Here is a 22450-nt window from a genome sequence, read left to right as displayed (position 1 = left end):
AAGATTTACTGATGAAGGTTTTTCTTTCTTAGGTAGTTGATCAATAATGCCGGTCGATCTGTACAGATAATGCCAGCTCCATTTTTTACAGCCCATCCCCATGATCCATCCGGATCAGTAATAGCAAGATCATCGTCATGGCCCGCGCAGGTCTCCGGCCATAAAGTGTTAACCATTAAACGGTAACTGTTTTTGTTAGCTGCGGCCAGTTGTTGCAAGACGGAGTTTTGTTCTTTTTGGAAAGCCAGGATGATAGCTTCAGGCTTTTGTGGACTGGTAAGTAATTCGGTAACCTGGTCATCATTATTCACCCGTGGCATGTACTTAATGCCTAATCTTTTCAGGTCAGGATAAGTGCTGAGTGTTTCAGAAAGCGTTTTTTTTCCCTCCAGTAAAACCTGGTGTTCTGTACCTGTTTTTATCAGATCAGCAATGATCTCAGGGATGTTTTCATAACCCTTATCAATAAAGAGAATGATCTTTCCTTTCGCTAACAATAGTGCATCCCGGAGCGTCGGTATTTTAAAACGGGTAGGCATTCCATAGGCGTTCTTCAGAAAGAGAGATTGAAGTTGCTCTAAGGTGAAGTCCTTTATTTCTCCTTTTCCATTAGTCATACGGTCTACAGATTTATCATGCATTAGCACCAGGTGCCCGTCTTTAGTTGGGCGCACGTCGATCTCTGCAATGTCGACACCCATTTCAATACAAAAGCTAATGGCTTGTAGCGAATTTTCCGGTGCATTTCTCCAGTCGCCGCGATGCGCAGCTACAAGCACCTGCTTATCCGCAGGATTGTTGTAAATTGCCATTAGTGTGTCGGCTTTAGAATATTGGGCGACACATACAGAGCTTTGCAAAGCCGCCAGACTGATCGATGCAACAGTTATCAGTATTTCTTTATAGATATTCATAAGATTATCTTTAAGCATTAATTATAATACTGGTTCTGATAAATTATGCCCGGATTGGTATTGATCTGGCTTTGTGGAACAGGAAACAATACCTGGTGAGATTGAACCGTAAAGCCTCCAGAGGAAGCATTTAAAACATCAATTGCTTTGCCTGATCTAAGCAAGTCAAACCAACGATGATTTTCAAAAGCAAGTTCAAGGCGGCGTTCAGCAAATATCGCATCTCTGAATGTGTTCTGATCTGGTAATGACATAGCATCCAGTTTAGTAAGCCCCGCCCTAAACTTTACTACATTTAAGTAAAAAAGGGCGTCGCCATTGGCAATGTATTTAAGCTCATTCAAAGCCTCTGCATACATTAAAAGAACATCGGCATAGCGCAATACAATGAAGTTACTGCTTGCATCATTCGCCTGAAAAGGGATGTCCATGTATTTTTTTACATAGTAGCGGCCATCATTTAGCCGGTCTATACTTGCAGATTTTCTCGAATCTAAAGCAGTATAGGCATCCACCAGATTCTGCGTAGGCATATTGTTTCCCATGGTTGGTCCGATACCACCTGTTAAAACCGTACTGCCGGCCGGGGCAAAGATGTTGGCAAAACTGCTGCCTTCGTTTAAGCCGCCCTTTAAAAACTGGATCTCAAAAATGGATTCTTTATTGTTTTTATTAGCTACTTTAAATACATCGGCGTAATTGCCCAGCAATCCGTAGGTTTTCGAATCTATTACCGTCTTCAGAACTATAGCAGCAGCATCATAATCTTTGGTGGTCAATAATACCTTGCCTAATAAAGCCTGGGCAGCACCTTTGGTTACCCGTCCAACGTCTTTTGCAGCCGTGTATGATGGTGGTAAAACGTCAGCCGACTCCCGCAAATCTTTGATGATCTGTGTGTAGACCTCTGAAGTTGGATTTCTTCCAAATTTAAATGCGTCAAATGGATTGCTCACTTCTTCGGTTACTAAAGATACAGGCCCCCAGATCCGAACCAAATTGAAATAAGTAAGAGCCCTGATGAATTTAACCTCTGCCCTACGGTTCTCTTTTGTTTTTTCATCCATCTCGATTTTATCGATCCGGTTCAACACGATATTACACCGCTGTATACCGTTGTAGCAGGATTGCCAGGTATCACTGAGTATAATATTAGATGCTGCGGTACGAAAAAGATCAAAGTCGCCATATATACCGCCACTATTTGTAATACTCTCCGTTTTAGAATTATCAGAGCTTACTTCCATAAAGTACATAAAGTACTGTCCGTATTGGGTATGAGATTGCAGGGCGTCGTAAGCCCCGCTAACAGCCTGGTCAATATCTGCAGCATTCTGGTAAAAGCCTTCTAAACTGCTGCCCGAAATAGGTTTCAGATCAAGAAAATCTTTTCCGCAAGATGCTAATAGGGTTCCAGTGACCAGGAGTGCTAAAAATGATAAATTATATGCTTTCATAATTTTAAAAAGTAGCGGTTAATCCAAATACCAGCGATTTGTTTATCGGATAGGCGCCGTAATCAACGCCGGGAGTGATCGGACTGTCGTAAGTAGATGAGCTGACTTCCGGGTTATAACCCGAATAGCGTGTAATGGTAAAGGGATTTTCTGCCGATGCATAAACCCGGATCTTCTTAATGCCTGCCTTACCACTTATTTTTACAGGCAGCGTGTAGCCGGCAGTAATGTTCCTGAACCGTATAAATGAGCCATCTTCAACCATATGGCTCGATTTTTCATAAAGTTTATCTTTGGTTTTAGCCGTAGGTCTGGCATATCCGTTTCCGGGATTATCAGCATCTACAAAATAACCTTCCGACAATTCTTTCAAACCGTTACCCCAGCCTTCACCATTAAGGGTAAAAACCTTTGAATTGTTGAATATTTCAAAGCCCTGTACCGCCTGTATCAGGAAACTGAAATCAAGGTTACGATACTTAAGAAAGCTGTTAAAGCCAAAGGTGTAGTCAGGAGAATATTTACCCAGGATCTTGCGGTCGGCATCGGTGATCTTATTATCACCGCTTATATCCTCATATTTGTACGTCCCGATAGCGGCGGTACTTAAATGAGGATACGAATCCAGGTCCTGCTGATCTTTAAATACACCGATGATATGGTATCCATAATAAGCCCCGATAGGATTGCCCACTTTGGTTATATGAATATCGCTAATGATTTCAGTTTGCGAAGGACCGAGTTCAATAACTTCGTTGATGTTTTTAGAAACATTGAATGATGGGTTCCATTTCAGTTTGCCCGCTTTTACATTAGCCTTCAGGGACACTTCCCAGCCTTTATTACTTACACTTCCAAGGTTTTGCAGGGATGATGCAAATCCTGATGATGTGGGCACCGGGACATCCAGCAATAACCCATTGGTCTTGGAATCATAATATTCTGCGCTTAGCGTTAGGCGAGCTTTCAAGAATCCGGCATCAAGCCCGATGTTAAGTTGCCGTGTTTTCTCCCATGAAAGGTCAGAATTTGGCGATGTAGAAGGTGCCTGTCCATTGCTTAATGAGTTCCCGAAAATATAGTTACTGGTAATTAATAGAGATTGAGAGCCGTAATTAGGAATCTGAAAATTACCGGTTTTGCCATAACTGGCCCTTAGTTTCAAGTCGGTTAATACATTGTGATCAGTAAAAAACGGTTCATTACTGATGACCCATCCCACAGATGCGGCCGGGAAATAACCCCATTTAGAATCTTTTCCAAAGCGGGATGACCCATCCTTGCGAAGCGAAATATTCAGCAGATAGCGACTATCATAATCATAGTTCAACCTGGCAAGGTAGGATAGGAGTGACCATTGTTCCTGTTCGGATAAGCCACCGGTGACAATGCCTGCATTCAATGTTTTTACATTATCGTTAGGGAAGTTACTTGCCGATAACTGGTTGAGGTTCGTATCTTCTTTTTGTGCAGTGTTTGCCAGAAGTATCTTAAACGTGTTTTTTTTGCCCGCAGTAAATGAATAGTCCAGCGAGTTTTCAATGATCCAGTTTAATCTGGTATAAGTTTCAGAGCGTCCGGTGGCCTGAGAGGGTGCCTGAATGTTATATCCGCCCAAAACAGAGGGCCTGAAATAATCATCACTGGTGCTGCTTACTTCGGCGCCAAAATAGGTCTTAAGCTGTAAGTTTTTAACAATATTGTATTGTAAAGAAGTATTGCCTAAAAAACGGAATCTTGAATAGTCATCTGATATGGCCTGAGCCAGAGCCAAGGGACTTTCGATAATTGCAGTGCCCCACTCCAAACCTTTAGCAATCTGCTCACCATAGGCCACAGTTCCATCAGAGTGGTAAGCTGGAACGGCAGGGTTAGATAAGGCCGTTAACAACACCAGGCCATCCTTTTTATGAGTATCTTCAGAAATAAGCCTGTATTTTGTGTAAGAGGGAGCCAGGCTCATACCCAATTTCAGTTTTTTTGACAGGCGCGATTCTATATTAGCCCTAACGTTTAGTCGTGTAAATCCCGAGTGCCTGATCACTCCCTGTTGATCCAGATAGTTGGCCGACAAAAAGTAGGAGAGTGGTTCTTTTCCCCCAGACGCTGATAATGAATATTGTTGTATGGGAGCATCTCTGAAGAGCTCATTTTGCCAGTTTGTATTAGTTAAGCCGGGTACATTATCAAGGTAGGGTTTTAGGTAATCAGGAATTCTTGCCGCTTTTGCCCGTATGGCATTAGCATCGCTCGCTTTATTTACTGCGGGGTTCAGTTCTATCCAATAGTTATTTCGCGCTACAGCCACGAAACGCGCGTATTCATAGGCATCCATCAGATCTAAGGTTTTACTTACATTCTGAGTGCCATAAAAGGAAGAAAACTGTATGTCGGCTTTTCCCGCTACTGGTTTTTTTGTGGTGATAAGGATAACCCCATTCGAGCCTCTTGATCCATAGATGGCCGCTGCTGAAGCGTCTTTCAGCACATCAATAGATTCAATATCGGCTGGATTAAGTAAAGATGAGGTATTGGCATCTGTAAGTGGAAAACCGTCAATAACAATAAGCGGATTAGTGCCGGCTGTAATAGAGGCCGAGCCTCTGATCTTGATCGTATTTGCGCTACCCGGAGCGCCCGAACTTTGTATAACCTGAACGCCGGCCATTTGCCCGGCAAGCGCCTGCTCCATACTGGTTACCTGCTGTCCTTCAAATGTTTCGCGTCTAAGCTGGGCTACTGAACCTGTTACCTTTGATTTTCTCTGAGTACCATAGCCAATAACCGCCACGTCGTTTAGCATTCTGCTGATGGCTAACAGCGTTGCATTGACTGTAGTTCTGCCCGTGATGGGTTCAATCTTGTTTTCGTAACCCAAAAATGAGAATACCAGTGTATCTGCTGCAGAACCTGTAGTATTGACCTTGTAAAAGCCATTATTGTCGGCCAGCACAAGCGTTTTTGAATTCTTCAGAGATACGATAGCTCCGGGAATGGGTTCCGAAGTACGGGAATCCAAAACCTGGCCCTTTACCTGTTTTCCAGCCTTAAGTACATCTTGTTCATTTTTGCTGAATAATACCAATGTATTCCCCATCTCCTGAAATCCGACAGGAGTATTCTCGAATAGTTTGTTGAGTATGGTACCTAATTTAACAGCCTCAAATACCATAGCGGGAGTGGTGTGCTGGCTTAATTTGAGATATTTGGAGTCGTAGGAAATGTTTAGTTTTCCTTGAATACGGATTTGCCTGATGGCATCTTCTAAGGTTCCTTTTTTAATTTTAACAGATATAAGCTGATCTGTAATCGGGATACCAGTAATTTTAACCGCGGAATAGGTACTTAAGGGATGAGCTGTAAGCAAACATAATGCAGCAAAGAGTAATAAGTGGCTTGATACCACCTTGATTGATTTCATCTTAATTGTCTTGATTTCAAAATTTTCATCCGCATTAATTATGGGTAAGTATAATTGATGCAGGATTCTTAACTTTGATTAGTGATTTAACGGATCATTATAAAACACACGCCCCTGGCGCATGTTATCCGGTGGTGTTAGCGCACCACCGGTTTGTTTAGTACAGCGTTATCTCATGGGCTGTCCTCCTGTAATTAAGATTGTGCATTTTACAAAGTATGTTGATGTTATGTTCAATGGGTTGTTTGAAATCCATCTGTACGGTATAGCTATATTCCGGTGATCTTTGACGTTGATACCTCAGTTTCACGCCATAGTTGTTCTGTAGTGCAAGGGCAATCTCATCGAAGCTTGCATTTTCAAACTCCCGGTCGCCGCTTATCCAACCATTAAATGAAGAAATAGTACTGGTTGTGGTTGAAAAATTCCCGGTAGTTTTATTTACATGCATTACCTGGTGCGGTGTTAAAAAAGATAAATGTTTACCCTTCATGCTTACGCCAACCTTACCCGTTTGAACAGATATACTGCTGTTCTGCAAGTCCCTGTAATATTTGATATTGAATGAAGTTCCTAATACGGTAGTTGTTAGTTGCCCTGAATGGACAATAAAGGGCTTCTTTTTATTATGCTTCACCTCGAAAAAAACTTCTCCTTCCTCTATATAAACATCGCGAGTAGTAGTGCTGAATTGCTGCGGAAACTTTATACTTCCTTTGGAATTGATCCATACCAGGGAACCGTCGGGAAGCCGCACTTTTTTTACCTTGCCTTGTGCGGCATAGGCGGTGATCATAGCAGAGTTAAACCCAGAATTGCCGGCAGGTTTATAGTAGCGGTAAAGCTGCCATCCGAATATCATCACGAGAAAGAGCGAAGCAGCAACTTTCAGAATATAGCGGTATTTGAAAGGAATTACTTTAGCATCAGGTCTTCCAACGGATCTGTCTACAGCTTCCCATATTCTCGCCTTGAGTTCTTCCTTTTTTGAGGTATCCTGTAAAGAGGGAGCCCGGTATTCATTCTCCAGAGATTTAAACCAAGCATTCAAAACAGCATGCTCTTTCTCTGTAATAGCCTTACGCAGGTAGCGTTCAAAAAGGTCTTTTATTTTGTCGTCCACTTCTGTACTCTTTATACTATATAGCTTGAGAGTAGCAGAAGTACTTTAAAATAATGTTAAGAAATGATTGCTTTTTTGTGTGCCGGTTTATCGCTGTTCGGAGATAATCAAAACGAGGGCAAGATATTCAATAGAATGGTTCTTTAGTTGGATTCTTAGCCTGCGCAAAGATTCGCTGATGTAGTTTTTTACTGTTTGCTCAGAAAGAGATAATTGCGCGGCAATTTCGCTGATGGATTTGCCTTCCTTGCGACTTAGCTGAAAGCACTGTTTAACAAACAAGGGCATTTTTTCAAGCTCTGAATCGATAAGGCTATTCAGCTCTTTTTCCAGAAGATGATCGTCTGTTTCATCCAGACGCGAAAGACGTTCGATCAATTCATCTTCCTTATTCAGCTTAACCTGCTTTTTCCTGTAGAGTGAAATCACCTGGTTTCGTGCGCTTTTAAATAAGAATGGTTCAAAGGAGTTTTCCAGGTAGATAGTATCCCTGCTATTCCAAACCTGGATAAAAATATCCTGAACAATATCTTTCGCTTCATCTTCATCCTGCAAACTCGAATACACACTTGCAAAGAGTTTCTCCCAATACTTGTCGAAAAATACCCGGAACGCACGGTGATCGCCCTCTCTCATGAGAGTCAATAAGCCAATGTCCGAATATTGTTTCATATCAGGTTCAAAGGTATCATTGAGAGGTTAAGTTTAAGTTAATTGTTAATGTTAAATATTAGGATAATATATCTTAAATCGGATGTTAGGAGTTAAATCTCCTCACTAACGCATCTGCTGACTGTCTTATCCTGACGACGTCAGAAACATTTTCAGACTTGGTTGATCAGTTGAAGGTTTTGTTTTTTATAACAATAGGGTATTCAATGCTATGAATGTGTTAAAATTTGTTGAAGATATTTGAAATTATAGCAAAATAAATGTATGTTTGTATCGGTTTATAATTGGTTAGTTAAAAGTCTTCATCCTCCCCGTTTGAAGACTTTTTTTTGTTTAGTAGAGTTCGTTGAGCTCTTTTTCCAAAACATCAAAGTCCACCGAAGTAGAAATAGATTGGGTGGAGTTAATCAAAAGTTTTACCTTTTCTTCAATATATAAAGCTTAACCGAAGCTTAAATTTCTCCTAAACCGCTCCCAGACAGCGTTCGTAATTCCATAGACCTCCCATTGATCTCCCTCTGACTCTCATGCTAGCTTCTTGCGGATTTTCGCAACGAGGACGCAGGGATCTCGGAAACAGATCCCTGTATGGTGCGAGTGGGGGTGGGAGATGTCTAGTCCTGCTATAGCTTTACACCAGCCCTGGATTTAGATTTCCAGGAAGCAACTGGCATCATTCACACCTGTGGCAAAACCACGAAATATGTCACGATCAACCAACGCAACAATATTCAACAACAATATATCCCTCTTCATGCCGAAAAAATCCTGATTGGGAGATTTCATCTATTTTAGAATTACCTTATTTTCTATATTGAAGCGCTAAACAGAATTAGAACCAAAATTGAAGTACTAATCAAAATGAAAAAATCCCATCAAATGGTTGCCGCAAGTTTGCTTTCACTTGCTTTTTTATCTCCAGGTATGGACGCAAAAGCACAGAACAGCAACTCTGCCGCCCGACAGCCTGAAGCTGGCCAAATACCTCCACATCCGCCACGACTGCCTGAAGCAGTTATTCCTGCATTTCCCGGAGCATGGGGAGGCGGTATGTTTACTACCGGAGGCCGTGGAGGCAAGGTTATCGCCGTTACCAATCTTAACGATAGTGGTCCAGGCAGCCTTCGTGCTGCGTTGGAAGCGAAAGGACCACGTATTGTTGTGTTCCGTGTCGCAGGCACGCTCAAGGTGCAGGATGACTTAAATATCTCGAATCCTGATATTACTATTGCAGGCCAATCTGCACCTGGCGATGGTATTTGTATCGCCGGTACGCTTAATATCAACACCCATAATGTAATCATTCGCCACCTGCGTGTACGCCGCGGAGTTCCTACCGGCGGACAAGGGGATGATAATATTGGTGGATATCCAACGCATCACATCATCATTGACCATTGTTCTACAAGCTGGGGCATGGACGAAAATATTTCGGCCTACCGGACCATGAGACCATCACTGGACGGCAAAACTCAAATAAAAGATCCGGCAGAACATATTAGTATTCAGTGGACTATTTCCAGCGAAGCTCTTGACGCCAGAGGGCATGCTTTTGGTGGCACCTGGGGAGGAAACCCATCTACATTCCATCACAACCTCTTCGCAAGTAACACCGCGCGAAACCCGTCGATAGGTATGTCGGGCCCCTTTGATTTCCGTTACAATGTGATATTCAACTGGCGCCACCGTTCCATAGATGGTGGGGACGAAACTTCTGAGATCAATCTTATCAACAACTATTTCAAACCAGGGCCTGCTACTAATGAAAACATGCGCGCAGTGTTTGCCCGCATCGAACAACGTAGTATGTATTCTCCTGGCAGCGCCTGGAAAGAAGGTGACTGGTACCCTAAAGCAAGCAACCGTCCTGGTAAATGGTATGTTGCCGGCAATATCATGCACGACAATAACGAGGTAACTAACAATAACTGGGCAGGTATGCGCGGACCTGAAAACCTGGCCCGTGTAAATACTCCTTTCGTAGGATGGCCGGTGGCACCTCACCAGACAGCCAATGCTGCTTTTGAGTCGGTATTAGCGAAAGCTGGGGCGACTCTACCAAAACGTGACGCTGTTGACAAACGTGTTACAGAAATGGTACGCTCAGGCAAGCCGATGACGGCAACCGGTATCATTAAAGATGTATCCGAAGTGGGTGGTTATCCTACCTTGAAATACGACGCTGCCCAGGTTCCTGCTGACAGCGACGGTGATGGTATGCCTGATAAATGGGAAACACAAAACAAGCTTGATCCTAAAAATTCTAAAGATGGCGCTTTAGATTCTGACGGCGATGGTTATACCAATGTTGAAGAATTCCTTAACGGTACTAATCCACAAGAAAAAGTCAATTACCGGAATTTGGGTAATAACGTTGATACGATTAGTTAAGCAAATAGCTTAGAAGGATCATAGACAAAAATCTTCAGCCCCAATCTTTCAAAAGATTGGGGCTGAAGATTTTTAAAAGGGGCTTAATCTATATACAAGAAATTTGGTCTCTTTCTCTCCAGGGTTCCTTTTTCATCGATCTTCCTGGTGATTAACTTTCCTTTTAGAATTACTGTTGTACTTCCGCCCCCATCCAGCATAAAAGCAAATCGCACCTTTAGCCCCTGGAGAATTCTTATCAGATCTTCTGCTGTCATTCCCTCACCGTCAAATCCTCTATCACCGCAGCTTAGGAATACAATATCGAGGTTCTCATACTGTGCAATAATTTGCCTTGGATGCTTTACGCTAAAATTATCCTGATTTTCAGTACGTCGTCAGATACTTGTTTATAATTCTCAATCAATGGTACAAATGCGGTAAGGGCGTTGTTTGTACCATCTTTCAGTATGTCTTCAGCTTTAATACCTGGTTTATAAGCCAAAAGCTCATTATTATCTTTAATACCTAAGGTATATGCGGTGGTGCTTTCATTGAAAATAGTTTTTCCATTGACAATCTGAATGCCAGAGGGTATCCTTATGGGAGACCCTGCTTTACGCTGTGTGGGTAGGAGGGTACGGTTTTTATTGCTAAGATTGCACGGACTGCTATTTAAAAGGCCAGGTGTGATGAGGTAAGTTCCTTAAAAAACACATTGCCATCAGCCAGAGCTTCCTATACTTTTTAACAATGATGGTTTGTAACCCACCCCAGATTCCCTGCAATTCTGTTGTAAATGTTTGATGGTTGCCAGGTCCTTTTCGTTCCTAATCTCATTCGTTTAGCCGTCTTAAATTCTTTGAAACTATTATAGCTGGATTCTCTTATTGATTTTATTCAATTGCATCTACGCATACCGGTATAGCAGGTGACAGGGCCATTTCGCTACTTCCTGGTATTAAGCAGGAGCCGTTCCTCGCATAGCCGTACTTTTCAACTAATATTACTCGGGCAGAGGTCTTATCCATTCCCTTAGTTAACAATCCCTTACGGTAATTCTCATAACAGAGTGCAGTAGCTTTGCTCTTCAATAGTTTGGAAAAACCTTTCAAAATAGGCACTTTTAACGAATTAAATATTTACATAAGTTCAATGAAAGAATTTCTACTCTGCTCGGCACTGCTTATTTTAAGCGTTAAATTATATGCGCAAACGCCCAATTCAAACGGGGTTTTGTTTGTTAATATCAGCAAAACTAATGGTACAGGAAACAGCTGGAATAGCCCTGTAAAAGAGCTGGCCGATGCCTTGAAAGCCGCCTCAGGCAGTTCTCAGATCAAAGAAATATGGGTAGCCGGGGGAACTTACAAACCGTTGTATACCCCCGAGGACGGGCAAAATTTTACGGCGAGCCCGGCTAATTCCAGAGACAAAGCCTTCCTACTGGTGAATAATGTTAAAGTATACGGTGGATTTGCCGGTACAGAAGCTACGTTGAGTGATAGAGATTTAAGTCTGACTGAGAATAAGAGTATTCTATCCGGAGATATAGAAGCGCAAGGAGACAAATCTGATAACACTTATCATATAGTTGTAAGCGCCGGCGACGTTGGACTAGCGGAACTCAATGGATTTACGATTACGGCGGCCAATGGTGATGATTCAGGAAGCTCTATATTTGTAAATGGCAAACCATGCGCCCGAAATTACGGTGGAGGTATGTTGAATTTTGATTCCTCTCCCATAATAGATCATATCATTTTTTCTGCTAATAATTCTGGTGGAGGCGGTGGGCTAAATAACACGGCCGGATCTTCGCCTCTTGTTAGTAATACGAAATTTTTAAGAAATACGGCTACAAACGGTGGGGGAATTGAGAACTCCGCTAGTTCTTCGCCGGTTCTTAACAACATCGTTTTTTTAGAAAACACTGCGAACAGCGGTGGAGGTATCCATAACGAGTCAAATGCATCTCCATTCATTACTAATACTGTTTTTTCAGGAAACGCTGCTGTTGATGGCGGAGGAATAAATAACATTAGTGGTTGTTCTCCAATTATTATTAATACAGTTTTCTCGGGAAATATTGCTACTAAGAATGGAGGAGCATTGTTTAATGATTTTTTCTGCTCTCCAATAATTACCAATAGCGTACTTTCGGGAAACGAAGCAATTAATGCTGGAGGGATTTTCAATAACAGTTCAACCTGCACAATAAGGAATAGCATCATTTTGGGTAATAGCAGCGGGGTAAATAGAAGTGATACACAGAGTATTTACTGCAGCTTGATACAAGGATTAACAAGTACTGCCGATGGCAATCTTGACGCTACAGGAATTACAGCCGCACAGGTTTTTACCAGTGCACCCGACTATAGTACAGCGCCATTTACTGGTGGCGATTATACCTTGCTTGTAAATAGCCCGGTAATAAATAAAGGTGATAAAACTTTTTTCAATACTGGTTTAAGTCCGGATCTTTCTGCCATCACAATAGATCTGGCTGGTAATCCGCGGGTTTTCGGGTCACAAATAGATATGGGTGCTTTTGAACTGCAAAACGATCCGGTAATGCCGGTTACCTTAACAAAGTTAAATGCCAGAAAACAGCTTAATGAAGCTTTGATCGAGTGGAGTACCGCTTTAGAAAGTAATAACAAAGGTTTTATTGTTAGTCGCAGTGCCGATGGACGAAACTTTACAGAACTAGGAGTAGTGAACGCCAAAGGAAATTATAGCAGTTATGTTTTTTCTGACAACAATCCCCTCAATGGAATGAATTATTACTCTTTACAACAGCAAGATCTGGATGGCAAAATAAGCAGCTTAGGTATTAAAAATTTAAGCTTTGACCCGCCCGGCGGTTCCGTAACGATATATCCCAATCCAACTCATGAGAAAATTACTGTAAGATATGCTGCAAAGGTTTATCAGACTTTGCATATAAATGATATAAATGGTAGAAAACTACTGAGTAAAAAAATAACTCCGGAGAGTACCAGTGAGGTTTTATCACTGGCTAATTTAAATGCAGGTACTTATATGGTAATGCTAAGCGGCACAGCAAATACTGAGGTGCTGAAAGTTGTGAAACTATAATATAAATATTGAAATGCAAAGCCCTGTTTAAGGACCTCGAGGACGTTTTAAACGGGGCTTTTTAATTTTGAAAAAGCCCATCAAATTCCTCGGCGGGTCTTAAATGGGGCTTTTCAATACGTGGGAATTACTGGGCTCGGACCAGTGACCCCTACCTTGTCGAGGTAGTGCTCTAAACCAACTGAGCTAAACTCCCTTAGTTAAAAAGCCCTTCAGTGTGCTGAAAGGCTTTGTTTTCGGTAGAGAATATCGAAAAATGTGCATAATAATGGTTGTGTAAAGTGATTGGGGTTAACAATATTATACATCCCTTACTTAATTAAAAGGTACCATCTACTCATTGACCTGCTGATTTTTTTATGCCTGAGTCAGCTCCATATTGATTCAAGCTATTATTCCGAAGGTAATTCTAAGTAGCTTTTGTTGTTCATAGAGCTTTCTATAAAACATGAAGGGCTTTGAGAAATCAAAGCCCTTCATTGCATGCATAAAACTGTATATTAACGGTAAATATGCTCACCTCTGCTATTTCGCCATTCTGTTTCAAAGTGTTCGGCGTCTTCATCTGTGCGCGGATTTACACCCATCACAATTCCACCGTCTTTGATCCCGGATTCGTAATGTTTGGCTCTTTCTTCAGGAATACCTGATCCGATTAATGCTCCAACAATACCACCTGTTAAACCTCCTGCACCTGCACCTGCAAGACCGGCAGCTAAGGGGCCAGCAACTACTAAGCCTAATCCTGGAATCGCTACAGCAGTTCCAATTGCTGCAATAGCTCCTATTATAGCACCCGCGGTTCCTCCAATAGCAGATCCTGTTCCTGCGCCTTCAAGGGCTTTGTTTCCTAATTCTGTGTCATTGTCAGAATTTTGAAAATGCTTTTTCCTTGTTTCGTCTGACATCATTAAGTTGATTTCATCCTGGCTGTAACCTCTTTCATGGAGAGAATTGTAAGCACGTTCGGCACTCTCTCTGTCACGAAACATTCCGGTTAGCATTCTGCTACTACTGTTAGTTGTGTTTTCCATAGTGTTGTAAGTTTATCGCTTTTATAGCTGCTCTCTCTTATCAAAAAGCTAGCCACAACGTAAGTATATAGGAAAATTAACACTATAGTCTGATTTGTTTAACGATGCTGATCAATCAGTATAACATTCCCGTCTGGGTCAGCTACCATAAGACTTGCAGGCCCAGATATATCTCCATCAGCCTCGCTCATTAAATCAATGCCCTTGGTTTTTAGGTGTAGCTGAATTTCTCTGATATCATTAAAATCTTCAACATTGGTAGCATTTTCATCCCAGCCTGGATTAAAAGTCAATATGTTTCCTTCAAACATTCCTTGAAATAGTCCGATAAGAGCGTTGTTATTTTTCATAATGAGATAGTTCTGAGCCATGCTGCCTGCAAACTCTTTGAATCCTAGGTTTTCATAAAATTGCTTTGAAGTCTCGAGATCTTTGACACTGAGACTAATTGAAAATGCACCTAATTTCATACTGTTTCTTTTTTTGCTTCTGGATATGATTGATTAGCAGTTGCTTCGTATTGATTATATTCAGAGCGAACACCAAGTGCTATGTTGAGCCAATTAAAAGCACTTAAGTCCTAAGCTGCACTAATGTAGCAAAAAAGCAGAAAGTTTAGACAAGACATACTGGACGAATTCGAGAAAGGAACTATAAGTGAACTGGTGAGTAAAATCTTTGACTTTTAACGTTCGAGCTCATCGGCGGAGCACCATTGTTCCACTGTTTTATAGGATCAAGCTTAAAAGTTGGGGGCCTTCCTTGCTTCGTCATCCTGAACTTGTTTCAGGACCTCCTGCTTAAGCATTTCCTTTATAGTCCAAGAGATGCCGAAATGAGTTCACTGTTGTCCGGTAAAATTTTAAGTAGCATTTAAAAACCCTTATTCTGGCCTCCAATGAGGCCTTTTTTGTTCATACTAGATTCCAAGCCCCCGAAATCTTAAAAATTACAATTGTATTTAAAAGTCGGCTGTCCGGTAAACATTTAACCAAATCAAACCTTTTTTCTGCGTTTGACCGCTTATGGTTGCCATACAGCACTTTCAAAGGTTTTTATCGCAGAATATCGCAGCCATTTTGATTCCGGCTGTCCGGTAAACATTTTACGAAAATCTTTTACCGGACAACAGTGAAATTAGTTCGGCATGACGACCGTTTTAAAAAGTTGGCATTAATGCGCTTAGCTGCCCCCCCCAACCTTTCCACTTGATCCGTTTTATATCTTTGGTTCCTTATGGATCATTTCATTGTAAACCCAGACTCATCAGGTTACGCTTAGTCCACAGCTCTTGGCACTGATCCGTAAACAACTCCTACCATTCCCCCAAACAAAAAAGCCCATCAAATCCCCCAACGGGTCTCCAAATGGGCTTTACATTCTGTGGGAATTACTGGGCTCGAACCAGTGACCCCTACCTTGTCGAGGTAGTGCTCTAAACCAACTGAGCTAAACTCCCTTAGTTAAAAAGCCCCTCAGAGTGCTGAAAGGCTTTTTTCGGTGGAGAATATCGGAGTCGAACCGATGACCTCTTGCATGCCATGAAGACGTAGCCCTGCCGTCTATTTTATATAATCTGTTAATTATCAATTGTATTGTCGCTTGTGTTAATGATTCTCGGAACACCAGAAGGTACACCGCCTTTACCCAAGCTCACACAAACTAGGTAAATATATGAACCTTTTCATTCTAGAACAATATTTATCATCTCATGTCTTTTTGACGATTGGAAAATCATGTTCCAATCATTTTATAAGATCCCTTCATCTGCAAAGCTATAATATGATTCTGAAGTAACAATCAAATGATCTAGTACCGCAATATCCAATAGTGCTCCACCATCTTTCAGCTTCTTCGTTAAGTTTATATCAGCCTGACTCGGCTTCAATTGTCCACTGGGGTGATTATGTGAGAGAATAATACCGGATGCAGTAGCTTTTAAAGTAGTTGCAAAGATTAACTTCGGGTCTGCTATTGTACCACTTACTCCACCAGTTGACACATTCATTATTCCTAAAACTTTGTTACCTCTGTTTAGAAGCATGATTTTAAATTGTTCCTGGAGCTCTAACTTATTATGATCCCATTGTTGTAATAAGATCTGGTAACAATCCTTCGAACATGTGATCCTTGGTCTTTCTGACGCTTTAAACTTTGGCTTGTAGCTTACTTCAATCTCTGCTACCTGAGATAGTCTGATTTGTGTATCCATAATGTTTTGAATTAATATGGAACCTATCCAGGTAAAGAGCAATCAAGTCCAAAAGGAAACGATATAAATGGGGTGTGTAATGGTTTGTGGGTTTATGCTCGGCAATCTTTTGGACGCTTCAGCAGCTCTTTGCCTAACTTTGTGTAAGACATTAATGATAACCAACCTACCTCTTAGTCCTCCACATTTTTTTTACAAGTTACTATAACAGGTTTGCTTTTAAATAAATAATGTGGAGTCTTATATACGTTTTTGAATGAACATTGAGATCCACCATGCAAATCCACCTAGAAGTGCAGCACATCCAAGGTCAATTAAAAGGTTTAATGGTCTAAGTATGTATGACTGGCATTCATTAATAGTTGAATCTGTACCCCGATACTTAAGAAACCATTTTGGATAACCGTATAGCTGGACATAATCTGTCGTATGTATCTGTGTGGAAACTACCGTTAACAGGATAAACACACCGACCGTATAAAGTAGAAACCTTTTCATCCTGATAGTTACTTAATTGATTTCTATCACCTTATAAAATAATAAGAACAGCCCCACTAGTGGTAGGATAAGAGATGATGTCAGAAAGAACCAATCTTCAGTCTTATGGGAACGGAATCTCATGTGTCCATGAGAACCAGCTCCCCAGAATGCTATTACAAAGATTCCAGCTAAGATCAGGATAACCCCAAAAAATACTCTCATTAAATTATATTATTAAATGTTGATATAGACCTTGTATAACACACCAACACCGACAGCCAGAATTCCAAGAATAAAAAGATTTCTACCCTGTTTCCTATCTTGATCAGAATATGAGTAAATTCTCTCTCCATTGGGCAAAGTTTTTTTCTGATTCATTAAAAAATAACCCACCAATAGAGTAATAAGAGGAACAATAACCACAAATATGTACCCTATAATGATCCAGGTCTTTTGTGAAACCTCTGGTTTTAATAGCTCCGCAATACGCTCTTGTCTGATAGAATTAAGGTCTACTTCTACACCTCTTTCCTTTAAAAGCTTCAGAGCCAGCTCATAGTCTAACGAGTTCCATTCATCAGGCTTTTTAACGATATCAATTAATTCATCATCGGTGAAAGTATACAAATAGTGGTCCTGATCTATCCCTTTAATCTCCTTCTCTGCAATTTTCTTTAATAATTCATTAGCTCGATCAAAGTCTTCACTTTTGAGCTTAATGATGTATTCCTGCGTTAATGCATTATTTGAGAAGGTTAAATCGAACGATGAAGTGTTGTTTTCAGTAATAAATGAAATATTATTTGAATTCAAGGTCTCTGTTAGCTCCTCTGCAAGGGCTGGATCGTTGAAGCATCTGTATTGAATATACTTACTTGTCATAGCAACGAGAAAGATACTGCATTCAGATTATATTTCATATCGCCTTATCGAGTTTGCTTTTAAAAAGTATGCTCAAGATTAAAACACCAATGAGTAAATCACATACAGCACCAAAGCTACTATCAAAAGCTGATTGAAAAGAATATCATACCTTCTCTTTGGCAATGTGTGTTCTGGATATTCAATACTCCATTTACCACTATTAGCAAAGTCTAGCAGCATGGTTGGAGTAACAGGAATACGCTTAACCCGTTTGTAGGGTGGATCGACCAACTGGATTGCTAAGAAGTTGTTTCCTTCTTCATCTCCATGAAAGTACCAGAGGTAATCTGACATATCAACCTTAAAGGTTGTTGCATAGTCTCCTATCAATTCATCGAAATCATCACCGACACAACCAAAGTCATCAAAGATGTCTGAATCAGGTTTTACAGGTTCATCATAGATGTGTTTCTCTAGAAACTGGTATATATCTTCAATCTGGTGCATAAGCTACTATCCAAAATACTTTCAAAAAACACTTTATAACAGGGTGGACAATTCTTGGATATAAAATCGATTTACGAATGTTAGTTCACTCACCTCCTTTAAATGGCTTGGCTTCTAATGATCCCGCTTGGCGCTTTTGTTTAAACGTGTTCAGATCACAAGTTTAAGTTTGTGAAGTCATTAGTGATAACCATCAGTGAATCCCACACGTTTCTCATTTTCATAATAACCACTGTAATAGAATATTACCTAATGTCGCCTAAACTCCAATAGATCGTTGTTTTATCATCGCAATAAAAACCTTCAAATCGATGATTCTCGAGTATGCTGTCAACTGTTTGCCTATTAGAACAAAGTAATGTATAGAAACTATCCCAATGGGTGGTATACAATATCTCATGTTTAGTAGTATACCAGTTCTCGTGACCAGCATATTCGAGTTCAACTGTTGCTGTTCCATCAATCATATCTTGTATAAATACAGCTTTTCTCTCAAGCCCATGTTCGTCTCCCACGAACATATAATGGTGACCCTGCTCCTGTAAACTCAAAAGCATCTCATCCTTTATGGAGTCCTGAAAATATCCTTCTCCTGGTATGAGGAGATTATTTGCATCACAGACTGCCTTCAAATGATTAGCATCATAATCATTTTTACGAGTATCGTTTAATCCGTAAATAGCACTTCTGAGGGCCACATCTAGTTGATTGATATCCGAGAATCCTGTTAATCGAATGACTTCTTCCCATGAAACATACTTAAGATGAGTCTGTCCTGTTGTAACTTGTTGGAAAGGACTTAATGCAATATAAACGGTATCGAAATAACCTCTATAAAACTCAAGGATAGCATGATCTGGATGAGCGCAGATGCAATTGTGATTGGTCACGACGGTTGTAAATTCAATGATAACGGAAAGGTGAATCTTGTATTATCTTTCTGATTGTTTTTCACTCCTGGAAGCCAGTCTCCTTTAATTGCTTTGAAGGTCCGCATAACCTTTTGATCAATTGCAGGGTTTAAACCCTTTTTTATAGAGACCTCTACAAGTTTTCCTTCAGAAGATATTGTGAGATGTATCAGAACTTTTCCTTGTACTCCATACTTTAATGCTTCTGCTGGATATCGGAAGGTCTTTGCAACTTGTTTATAAAGATCCTGTGTCCCTTTGGCTAGTTCTGGCTTTTTATCGACATCTGTTTCAAAATAAACGGTGTCACTTACGGTAAATGAATTTTTAATGGCTGATTTAACCTCTGAATTGGTTGTAATCAGTAAGATAGCAAGTAGAAATAGCGATAAGGATTTCATTATTATTTTTAAGCAATGTAAAGTAAATCCAGAATATTATCAAAAAAGCCTTTTTAAAGGGTTAATTATTTTTTGGATTGATAACAGATTCATTTCATTGCTTTTAAAAGGTAAACACCTCCTATAATAAATAAAGCAAATCCACCCAAGAACAATATATTATTCATAGGATAAGGTGCTTCTGCAAAACCCCAGCCAAGGGAGAAGTACCCTAAAATCATAGTTGCAACTGAAATAAGAAGTTTTGAAGCCCTAATCATTAAGTCGAAATTAAATATGAGTGTTTTCTGCAGTGTAGATTAAACTTTCCCCAAAGTAACCATATTATTCCAAAGAATGCATAGCGAGCCGTCCTGCGAGTGGAGCAAAACATCCAATGAGAGGAGTCCGTAGGACGTTCATTGGTATGTTCACACAAGAAACTGGCGCTGCTTTTGATTTACCTGAGGATTGAGCATCAGCCTAAAAGCTGTGACAGTTGTGATGTGTTTTGCGACCAGCAGGCGAGCCTAACAAGAAAAGCGTGAGGATCGACAGATACTGAACGAACGTGAAGTTCCTGGAGAGACTTGAGAGCTTTTATGTAGAATGACGCTGGTTAAAGCATACTGTATGACAGATTGCGAAGCGCAGGTTTTTATGTCTGGTGCCATTCTTATTATATGTTGTGTCCGTAATTCTCTGCGTGCGTTGGAGCAAGTGGAGTTAATGTGCTGAAAGCTTATTAACGAAACGTTATCTGGCGAACTGTATGCAAACCCACAGTCATTCGGAATGCCGATGGACCTGCATAGGGTTGTGCGGTTGGGGATTGCGGCTAATGTGTTGAATGGACAAAGATTGAAGATAGCAGAGAACTTAAGACCAAACCGAGGCTTATCCCTCTCTAAGCCGCGATCAGAGGGTAAGGTGAGTGTTTGGGATTGAATCAGTAAGCATATTAAATCTACCTCATGATAGGTGTGCTTTTTAAACTACGCCCGCCTCACACACGTAGCTGTAAAGATCAAAAAATGATTTGGATAAATGTAAAGTATACTTTACATTTGACAAAAAAACGAATGTTATGAATCTCCTTCTCCCTTACTACTTTAAGAAAATAGGAGCTACGGTTGCACCACTCGGTTTCGCAGTATGGCTACTGATGCAATTCGGCTTCATTACAAAAGTGCTCACCGTTATTTTTGGTACAGCCACTACATCTTCCATGGCCTCATTATTCCACACAGTAAATGTTATATTAGCTACTGTTGGATTTCTGTCTTTCCTTGCTGGCATGTACTTCGTCTCTTTTTCAAGAGAGAAAGTGGAGGATGAAATGATTAATAAGTTAAGGTTAGACAGCTTTCAATTTGCAGCCTTTGTCCAACTGGTGTTCACTATCGTGGGGTTCCTAAGTATGGTCATATTGGGGTCACCGAATGAGGGATTACTAATGCTGTTTTTTATTGTGGCTCTTTTCCTTTTTTGGTTGACTTACGTTGCCCGGTTTAATTATTTTGTTCACTCGAATTACCGTATTGAAGAATAACATACGAGAAGAGCGTCAAAAAAAGCAACTGACACAAGCGCAGTTAGCTGATGTGGTCGGTGTATCTCGACAGACGATCATTTCGATAGAAGTAAGTAAGTATGTTCCATCCGTTTTACTATCTCTTAAGCTGGCTAATGCTTTAGATATTAAAGTTGAGGCACTCTTTTTATTAGAGGAGACAGACTGGAGCTAATAGATATTTGGAATTTATTAACGAAGAACCATCAACGGCACCCTGCGGTAATTGTAAACTTTGTTGACTGTGCATTTAATTATATCTTAGTGAAAAGTTAGACTATGACTACTCAGAAGATCTCTTTTATCGTTGGAGCAGAGCTATTAATAATGCTGGTGGCTTTTTTTGTAGCTAAAGACGTAACTCAATTCAAAGAGATAGCATTTATGTTAACCTGTACAGTCTTGGTTAGTGCAGCTTCGATATATCTCTTTCGCAAAGCGTAAATGTAGCAGATCACGAACTCAAGTAGTTTTCGGACATAAGGGTTTCAGTTAGTGAGAAGGATACACTGGTTCTTATTAAAAGGTATACTTTAACCCTTTGAGATAAATAATTATCTGAGCATAGGCTTAACCCTATTTTCCATTAAATTGAAATTTTTTGTAAGTCTCCTTATAAAGGTAAGTTTTGAAAAGTTTATGGAAATCAAGGGATGACTTTAATCGACACTTATACCTTTTAATAAATCACGCGATTCTATGAACTAAGTTTGGTTAAGAACACCTTGATCCATCTTAATACCGACTGTTTAATATAGCTAGATGCTACTATCCAGATAATTCCTACAAAGATTATTATAGAACAAACTACCCATTTAGTACGAAACTCTGAATGATTCAAGATGACTCTACCATTCTTTTCGATCTGATAAACCTCCAGGGAGGTGTCCTGGTGATTGGAATAATAAACGGTTACAATGTCACCAACCTGAACGTTATCGATAATATCTGAATAGTTGCCAGAAGCGCGGTAACACCTAAGCCTAGTGTCGAGTCCGTCTAATTTCAGAAAGAAATTTGATTTACCCTTTGGTGAAAGGACTCTACTATCTTCGACCCTACCAGTGTAAGTTATCGCTTGATCTAGATCATTAGCAGCTCCGGCTATACTGCCAAACAGGCCCAATGATAACGCAATCAAAGCAATTGAGGTTCCGACCCAATCGAGGACTTTCTTAATTTGTGCTCGTCTTCGTCGATTTATCACCTCGTGGCTGTTTATAATTTTATCAATTATTTTTAATCAATTTTAAGTGTAAAACTGAGATTGAGTACCCAGCTCTAAAATAATTAAAAGATCTGTTTTTACGTCAAAACAGGTGAAAACATTGATTTTAAACCAAAGAGGCCGTCTCATAAGCAATTATGGGACGTTTTTTTTTATACTCAGATTGAAAGATTCGGCTCCATAACTTTTACTTTTAGCGTCC

21 protein-coding genes, 2 tRNA genes and 1 pseudogene are annotated in these 22450 nt (G+C 40.4%); 4 read left to right on the top strand and 20 right to left on the bottom strand.

Annotated features, from left to right (window positions below; all coding sequences use genetic code 11):
- Positions 1 to 5 precede the first annotated feature (5 nt).
- The 6 genes from J3P37_RS15500 to J3P37_RS15475 form a co-directional block, all read right to left on the bottom strand.
- Positions 6 to 914, bottom strand: coding sequence for a glycerophosphodiester phosphodiesterase family protein (locus J3P37_RS15500; RefSeq protein WP_256012259.1), 909 nt, complete (start codon positions 912 to 914; stop codon positions 6 to 8).
- 17 nt (positions 915 to 931) lie between these two features.
- Positions 932 to 2371, bottom strand: a complete 1440-nt coding sequence (locus J3P37_RS15495) for a RagB/SusD family nutrient uptake outer membrane protein (protein ID WP_256012258.1) — start codon at positions 2369 to 2371, stop codon at positions 932 to 934.
- Positions 2372 to 2375: 4 nt separating this feature from the next.
- Positions 2376 to 5792, bottom strand: a complete 3417-nt coding sequence (locus J3P37_RS15490; protein ID WP_256012257.1) for a SusC/RagA family TonB-linked outer membrane protein — start codon at positions 5790 to 5792, stop codon at positions 2376 to 2378.
- Positions 5793 to 5949: 157 nt separating this feature from the next.
- A complete protein-coding gene (locus tag J3P37_RS15485) occupies positions 5950 to 6915 on the bottom strand; it encodes a FecR family protein (protein WP_256012256.1) in 966 nt (321 codons plus the stop codon).
- Positions 6916 to 7002: 87 nt separating this feature from the next.
- Positions 7003 to 7587 carry an RNA polymerase sigma factor gene (locus J3P37_RS15480; protein ID WP_256012255.1) on the bottom strand — a complete coding sequence of 195 codons (585 nt, stop codon included), beginning with the start codon at positions 7585 to 7587 and terminating at the stop codon, positions 7003 to 7005.
- 648 nt (positions 7588 to 8235) lie between these two features.
- Positions 8236 to 8373 carry a hypothetical protein gene (locus J3P37_RS15475; protein WP_256012254.1) on the bottom strand — a complete coding sequence of 46 codons (138 nt, stop codon included), beginning with the start codon at positions 8371 to 8373 and terminating at the stop codon, positions 8236 to 8238.
- 75 nt (positions 8374 to 8448) lie between these two features.
- Between J3P37_RS15475 and J3P37_RS15470 the strand changes: the two genes are divergently transcribed.
- On the top strand, positions 8449 to 9978 hold the full coding sequence (locus J3P37_RS15470) for a pectate lyase family protein (protein ID WP_256012253.1): 1530 nt from the start codon (positions 8449 to 8451) through the stop codon (positions 9976 to 9978).
- A gap of 83 nt (positions 9979 to 10061) precedes the next feature.
- Here J3P37_RS15470 and J3P37_RS15465 read toward each other — a convergent pair.
- Together J3P37_RS15465 and J3P37_RS15460 are read right to left on the bottom strand one after the other, a co-directional pair.
- Positions 10062 to 10331, bottom strand: a pseudogene (locus J3P37_RS15465) (phosphodiester glycosidase family protein); the annotation flags it as partial.
- Between the two features lie 522 nt (positions 10332 to 10853).
- Positions 10854 to 11072, bottom strand: coding sequence for a hypothetical protein (locus J3P37_RS15460; protein ID WP_256012252.1), 219 nt, complete (start codon positions 11070 to 11072; stop codon positions 10854 to 10856).
- 40 nt (positions 11073 to 11112) lie between these two features.
- Between J3P37_RS15460 and J3P37_RS15455 the strand changes: the two genes are divergently transcribed.
- Positions 11113 to 13059, top strand: a complete 1947-nt coding sequence (locus J3P37_RS15455; RefSeq protein ID WP_256012251.1) for a T9SS type A sorting domain-containing protein — start codon at positions 11113 to 11115, stop codon at positions 13057 to 13059.
- 121 nt (positions 13060 to 13180) lie between these two features.
- Here the strand turns inward: J3P37_RS15455 and J3P37_RS15450 are convergent.
- The 11 genes from J3P37_RS15450 to J3P37_RS15400 all read right to left on the bottom strand — a co-directional run bounded on the left by J3P37_RS15450 (position 13181) and on the right by J3P37_RS15400 (position 19728).
- A tRNA-Val gene (locus tag J3P37_RS15450) sits at positions 13181 to 13255 on the bottom strand.
- 304 nt (positions 13256 to 13559) lie between these two features.
- Entirely contained in the window at positions 13560 to 14093 is a 534-nt protein-coding gene (locus J3P37_RS15445; RefSeq protein ID WP_256012250.1) for a hypothetical protein, read from the bottom strand.
- Between the two features lie 98 nt (positions 14094 to 14191).
- Positions 14192 to 14563 (bottom strand): VOC family protein, encoded by a 372-nt coding sequence (locus tag J3P37_RS15440; protein ID WP_256012249.1) that lies wholly within the window; start codon positions 14561 to 14563, stop codon positions 14192 to 14194.
- Positions 14564 to 15477: 914 nt separating this feature from the next.
- Positions 15478 to 15552 (bottom strand) — tRNA-Val (locus tag J3P37_RS15435).
- Between the two features lie 291 nt (positions 15553 to 15843).
- The gene (locus J3P37_RS15430) at positions 15844 to 16305 is read right to left on the bottom strand and encodes a JAB domain-containing protein (protein WP_256012248.1); all 462 of its coding nucleotides are present in this window, start codon (positions 16303 to 16305) and stop codon (positions 15844 to 15846) included.
- Positions 16306 to 16545: 240 nt separating this feature from the next.
- A complete protein-coding gene (locus J3P37_RS15425) occupies positions 16546 to 16803 on the bottom strand; it encodes a hypothetical protein (protein WP_256012247.1) in 258 nt (85 codons plus the stop codon).
- A 216-nt stretch (positions 16804 to 17019) separates the two neighbouring features.
- Positions 17020 to 17667 (bottom strand): hypothetical protein, encoded by a 648-nt coding sequence (locus J3P37_RS15420; RefSeq protein WP_256012246.1) that lies wholly within the window; start codon positions 17665 to 17667, stop codon positions 17020 to 17022.
- Positions 17668 to 17745: 78 nt separating this feature from the next.
- A complete protein-coding gene (locus J3P37_RS15415) occupies positions 17746 to 18156 on the bottom strand; it encodes a DUF1493 family protein (protein WP_256012245.1) in 411 nt (136 codons plus the stop codon).
- 245 nt (positions 18157 to 18401) lie between these two features.
- The gene (locus J3P37_RS15410; RefSeq protein ID WP_256012244.1) at positions 18402 to 19046 is read right to left on the bottom strand and encodes a DUF2711 family protein; all 645 of its coding nucleotides are present in this window, start codon (positions 19044 to 19046) and stop codon (positions 18402 to 18404) included.
- Positions 19043 to 19468 (bottom strand): energy transducer TonB, encoded by a 426-nt coding sequence (locus tag J3P37_RS15405; protein ID WP_256012243.1) that lies wholly within the window; start codon positions 19466 to 19468, stop codon positions 19043 to 19045. Before J3P37_RS15405 ends, J3P37_RS15410 begins: the two co-directional genes overlap by 4 nt.
- An 89-nt stretch (positions 19469 to 19557) precedes the next feature.
- On the bottom strand, positions 19558 to 19728 hold the full coding sequence (locus tag J3P37_RS15400) for a hypothetical protein (RefSeq protein WP_256012242.1): 171 nt from the start codon (positions 19726 to 19728) through the stop codon (positions 19558 to 19560).
- A gap of 806 nt (positions 19729 to 20534) precedes the next feature.
- Between J3P37_RS15400 and J3P37_RS15395 the strand changes: the two genes are divergently transcribed.
- Positions 20535 to 20999 (top strand): hypothetical protein, encoded by a 465-nt coding sequence (locus J3P37_RS15395; RefSeq protein ID WP_256012241.1) that lies wholly within the window; start codon positions 20535 to 20537, stop codon positions 20997 to 20999.
- Positions 20968 to 21195, top strand: coding sequence for a helix-turn-helix transcriptional regulator (locus tag J3P37_RS15390; RefSeq protein WP_256012240.1), 228 nt, complete (start codon positions 20968 to 20970; stop codon positions 21193 to 21195). Before J3P37_RS15395 ends, J3P37_RS15390 begins: the two co-directional genes overlap by 32 nt.
- Before the next feature lie 522 nt (positions 21196 to 21717).
- On the opposite strand, the gene J3P37_RS15385 is transcribed toward J3P37_RS15390, so the two are convergent.
- Entirely contained in the window at positions 21718 to 22227 is a 510-nt protein-coding gene (locus J3P37_RS15385; RefSeq protein ID WP_256012239.1) for a hypothetical protein, read from the bottom strand.
- Positions 22228 to 22450 lie beyond the last annotated feature (223 nt).

Origin of the sequence: Desertivirga xinjiangensis (assembly GCF_024436435.1) — a bacterium.
Lineage (GTDB): Bacteria > Bacteroidota > Bacteroidia > Sphingobacteriales > Sphingobacteriaceae > Desertivirga > Desertivirga xinjiangensis.
Note: the sequence above shows the minus strand (reverse complement) of the source record. Positions and strands in the feature narration are given on the sequence as shown.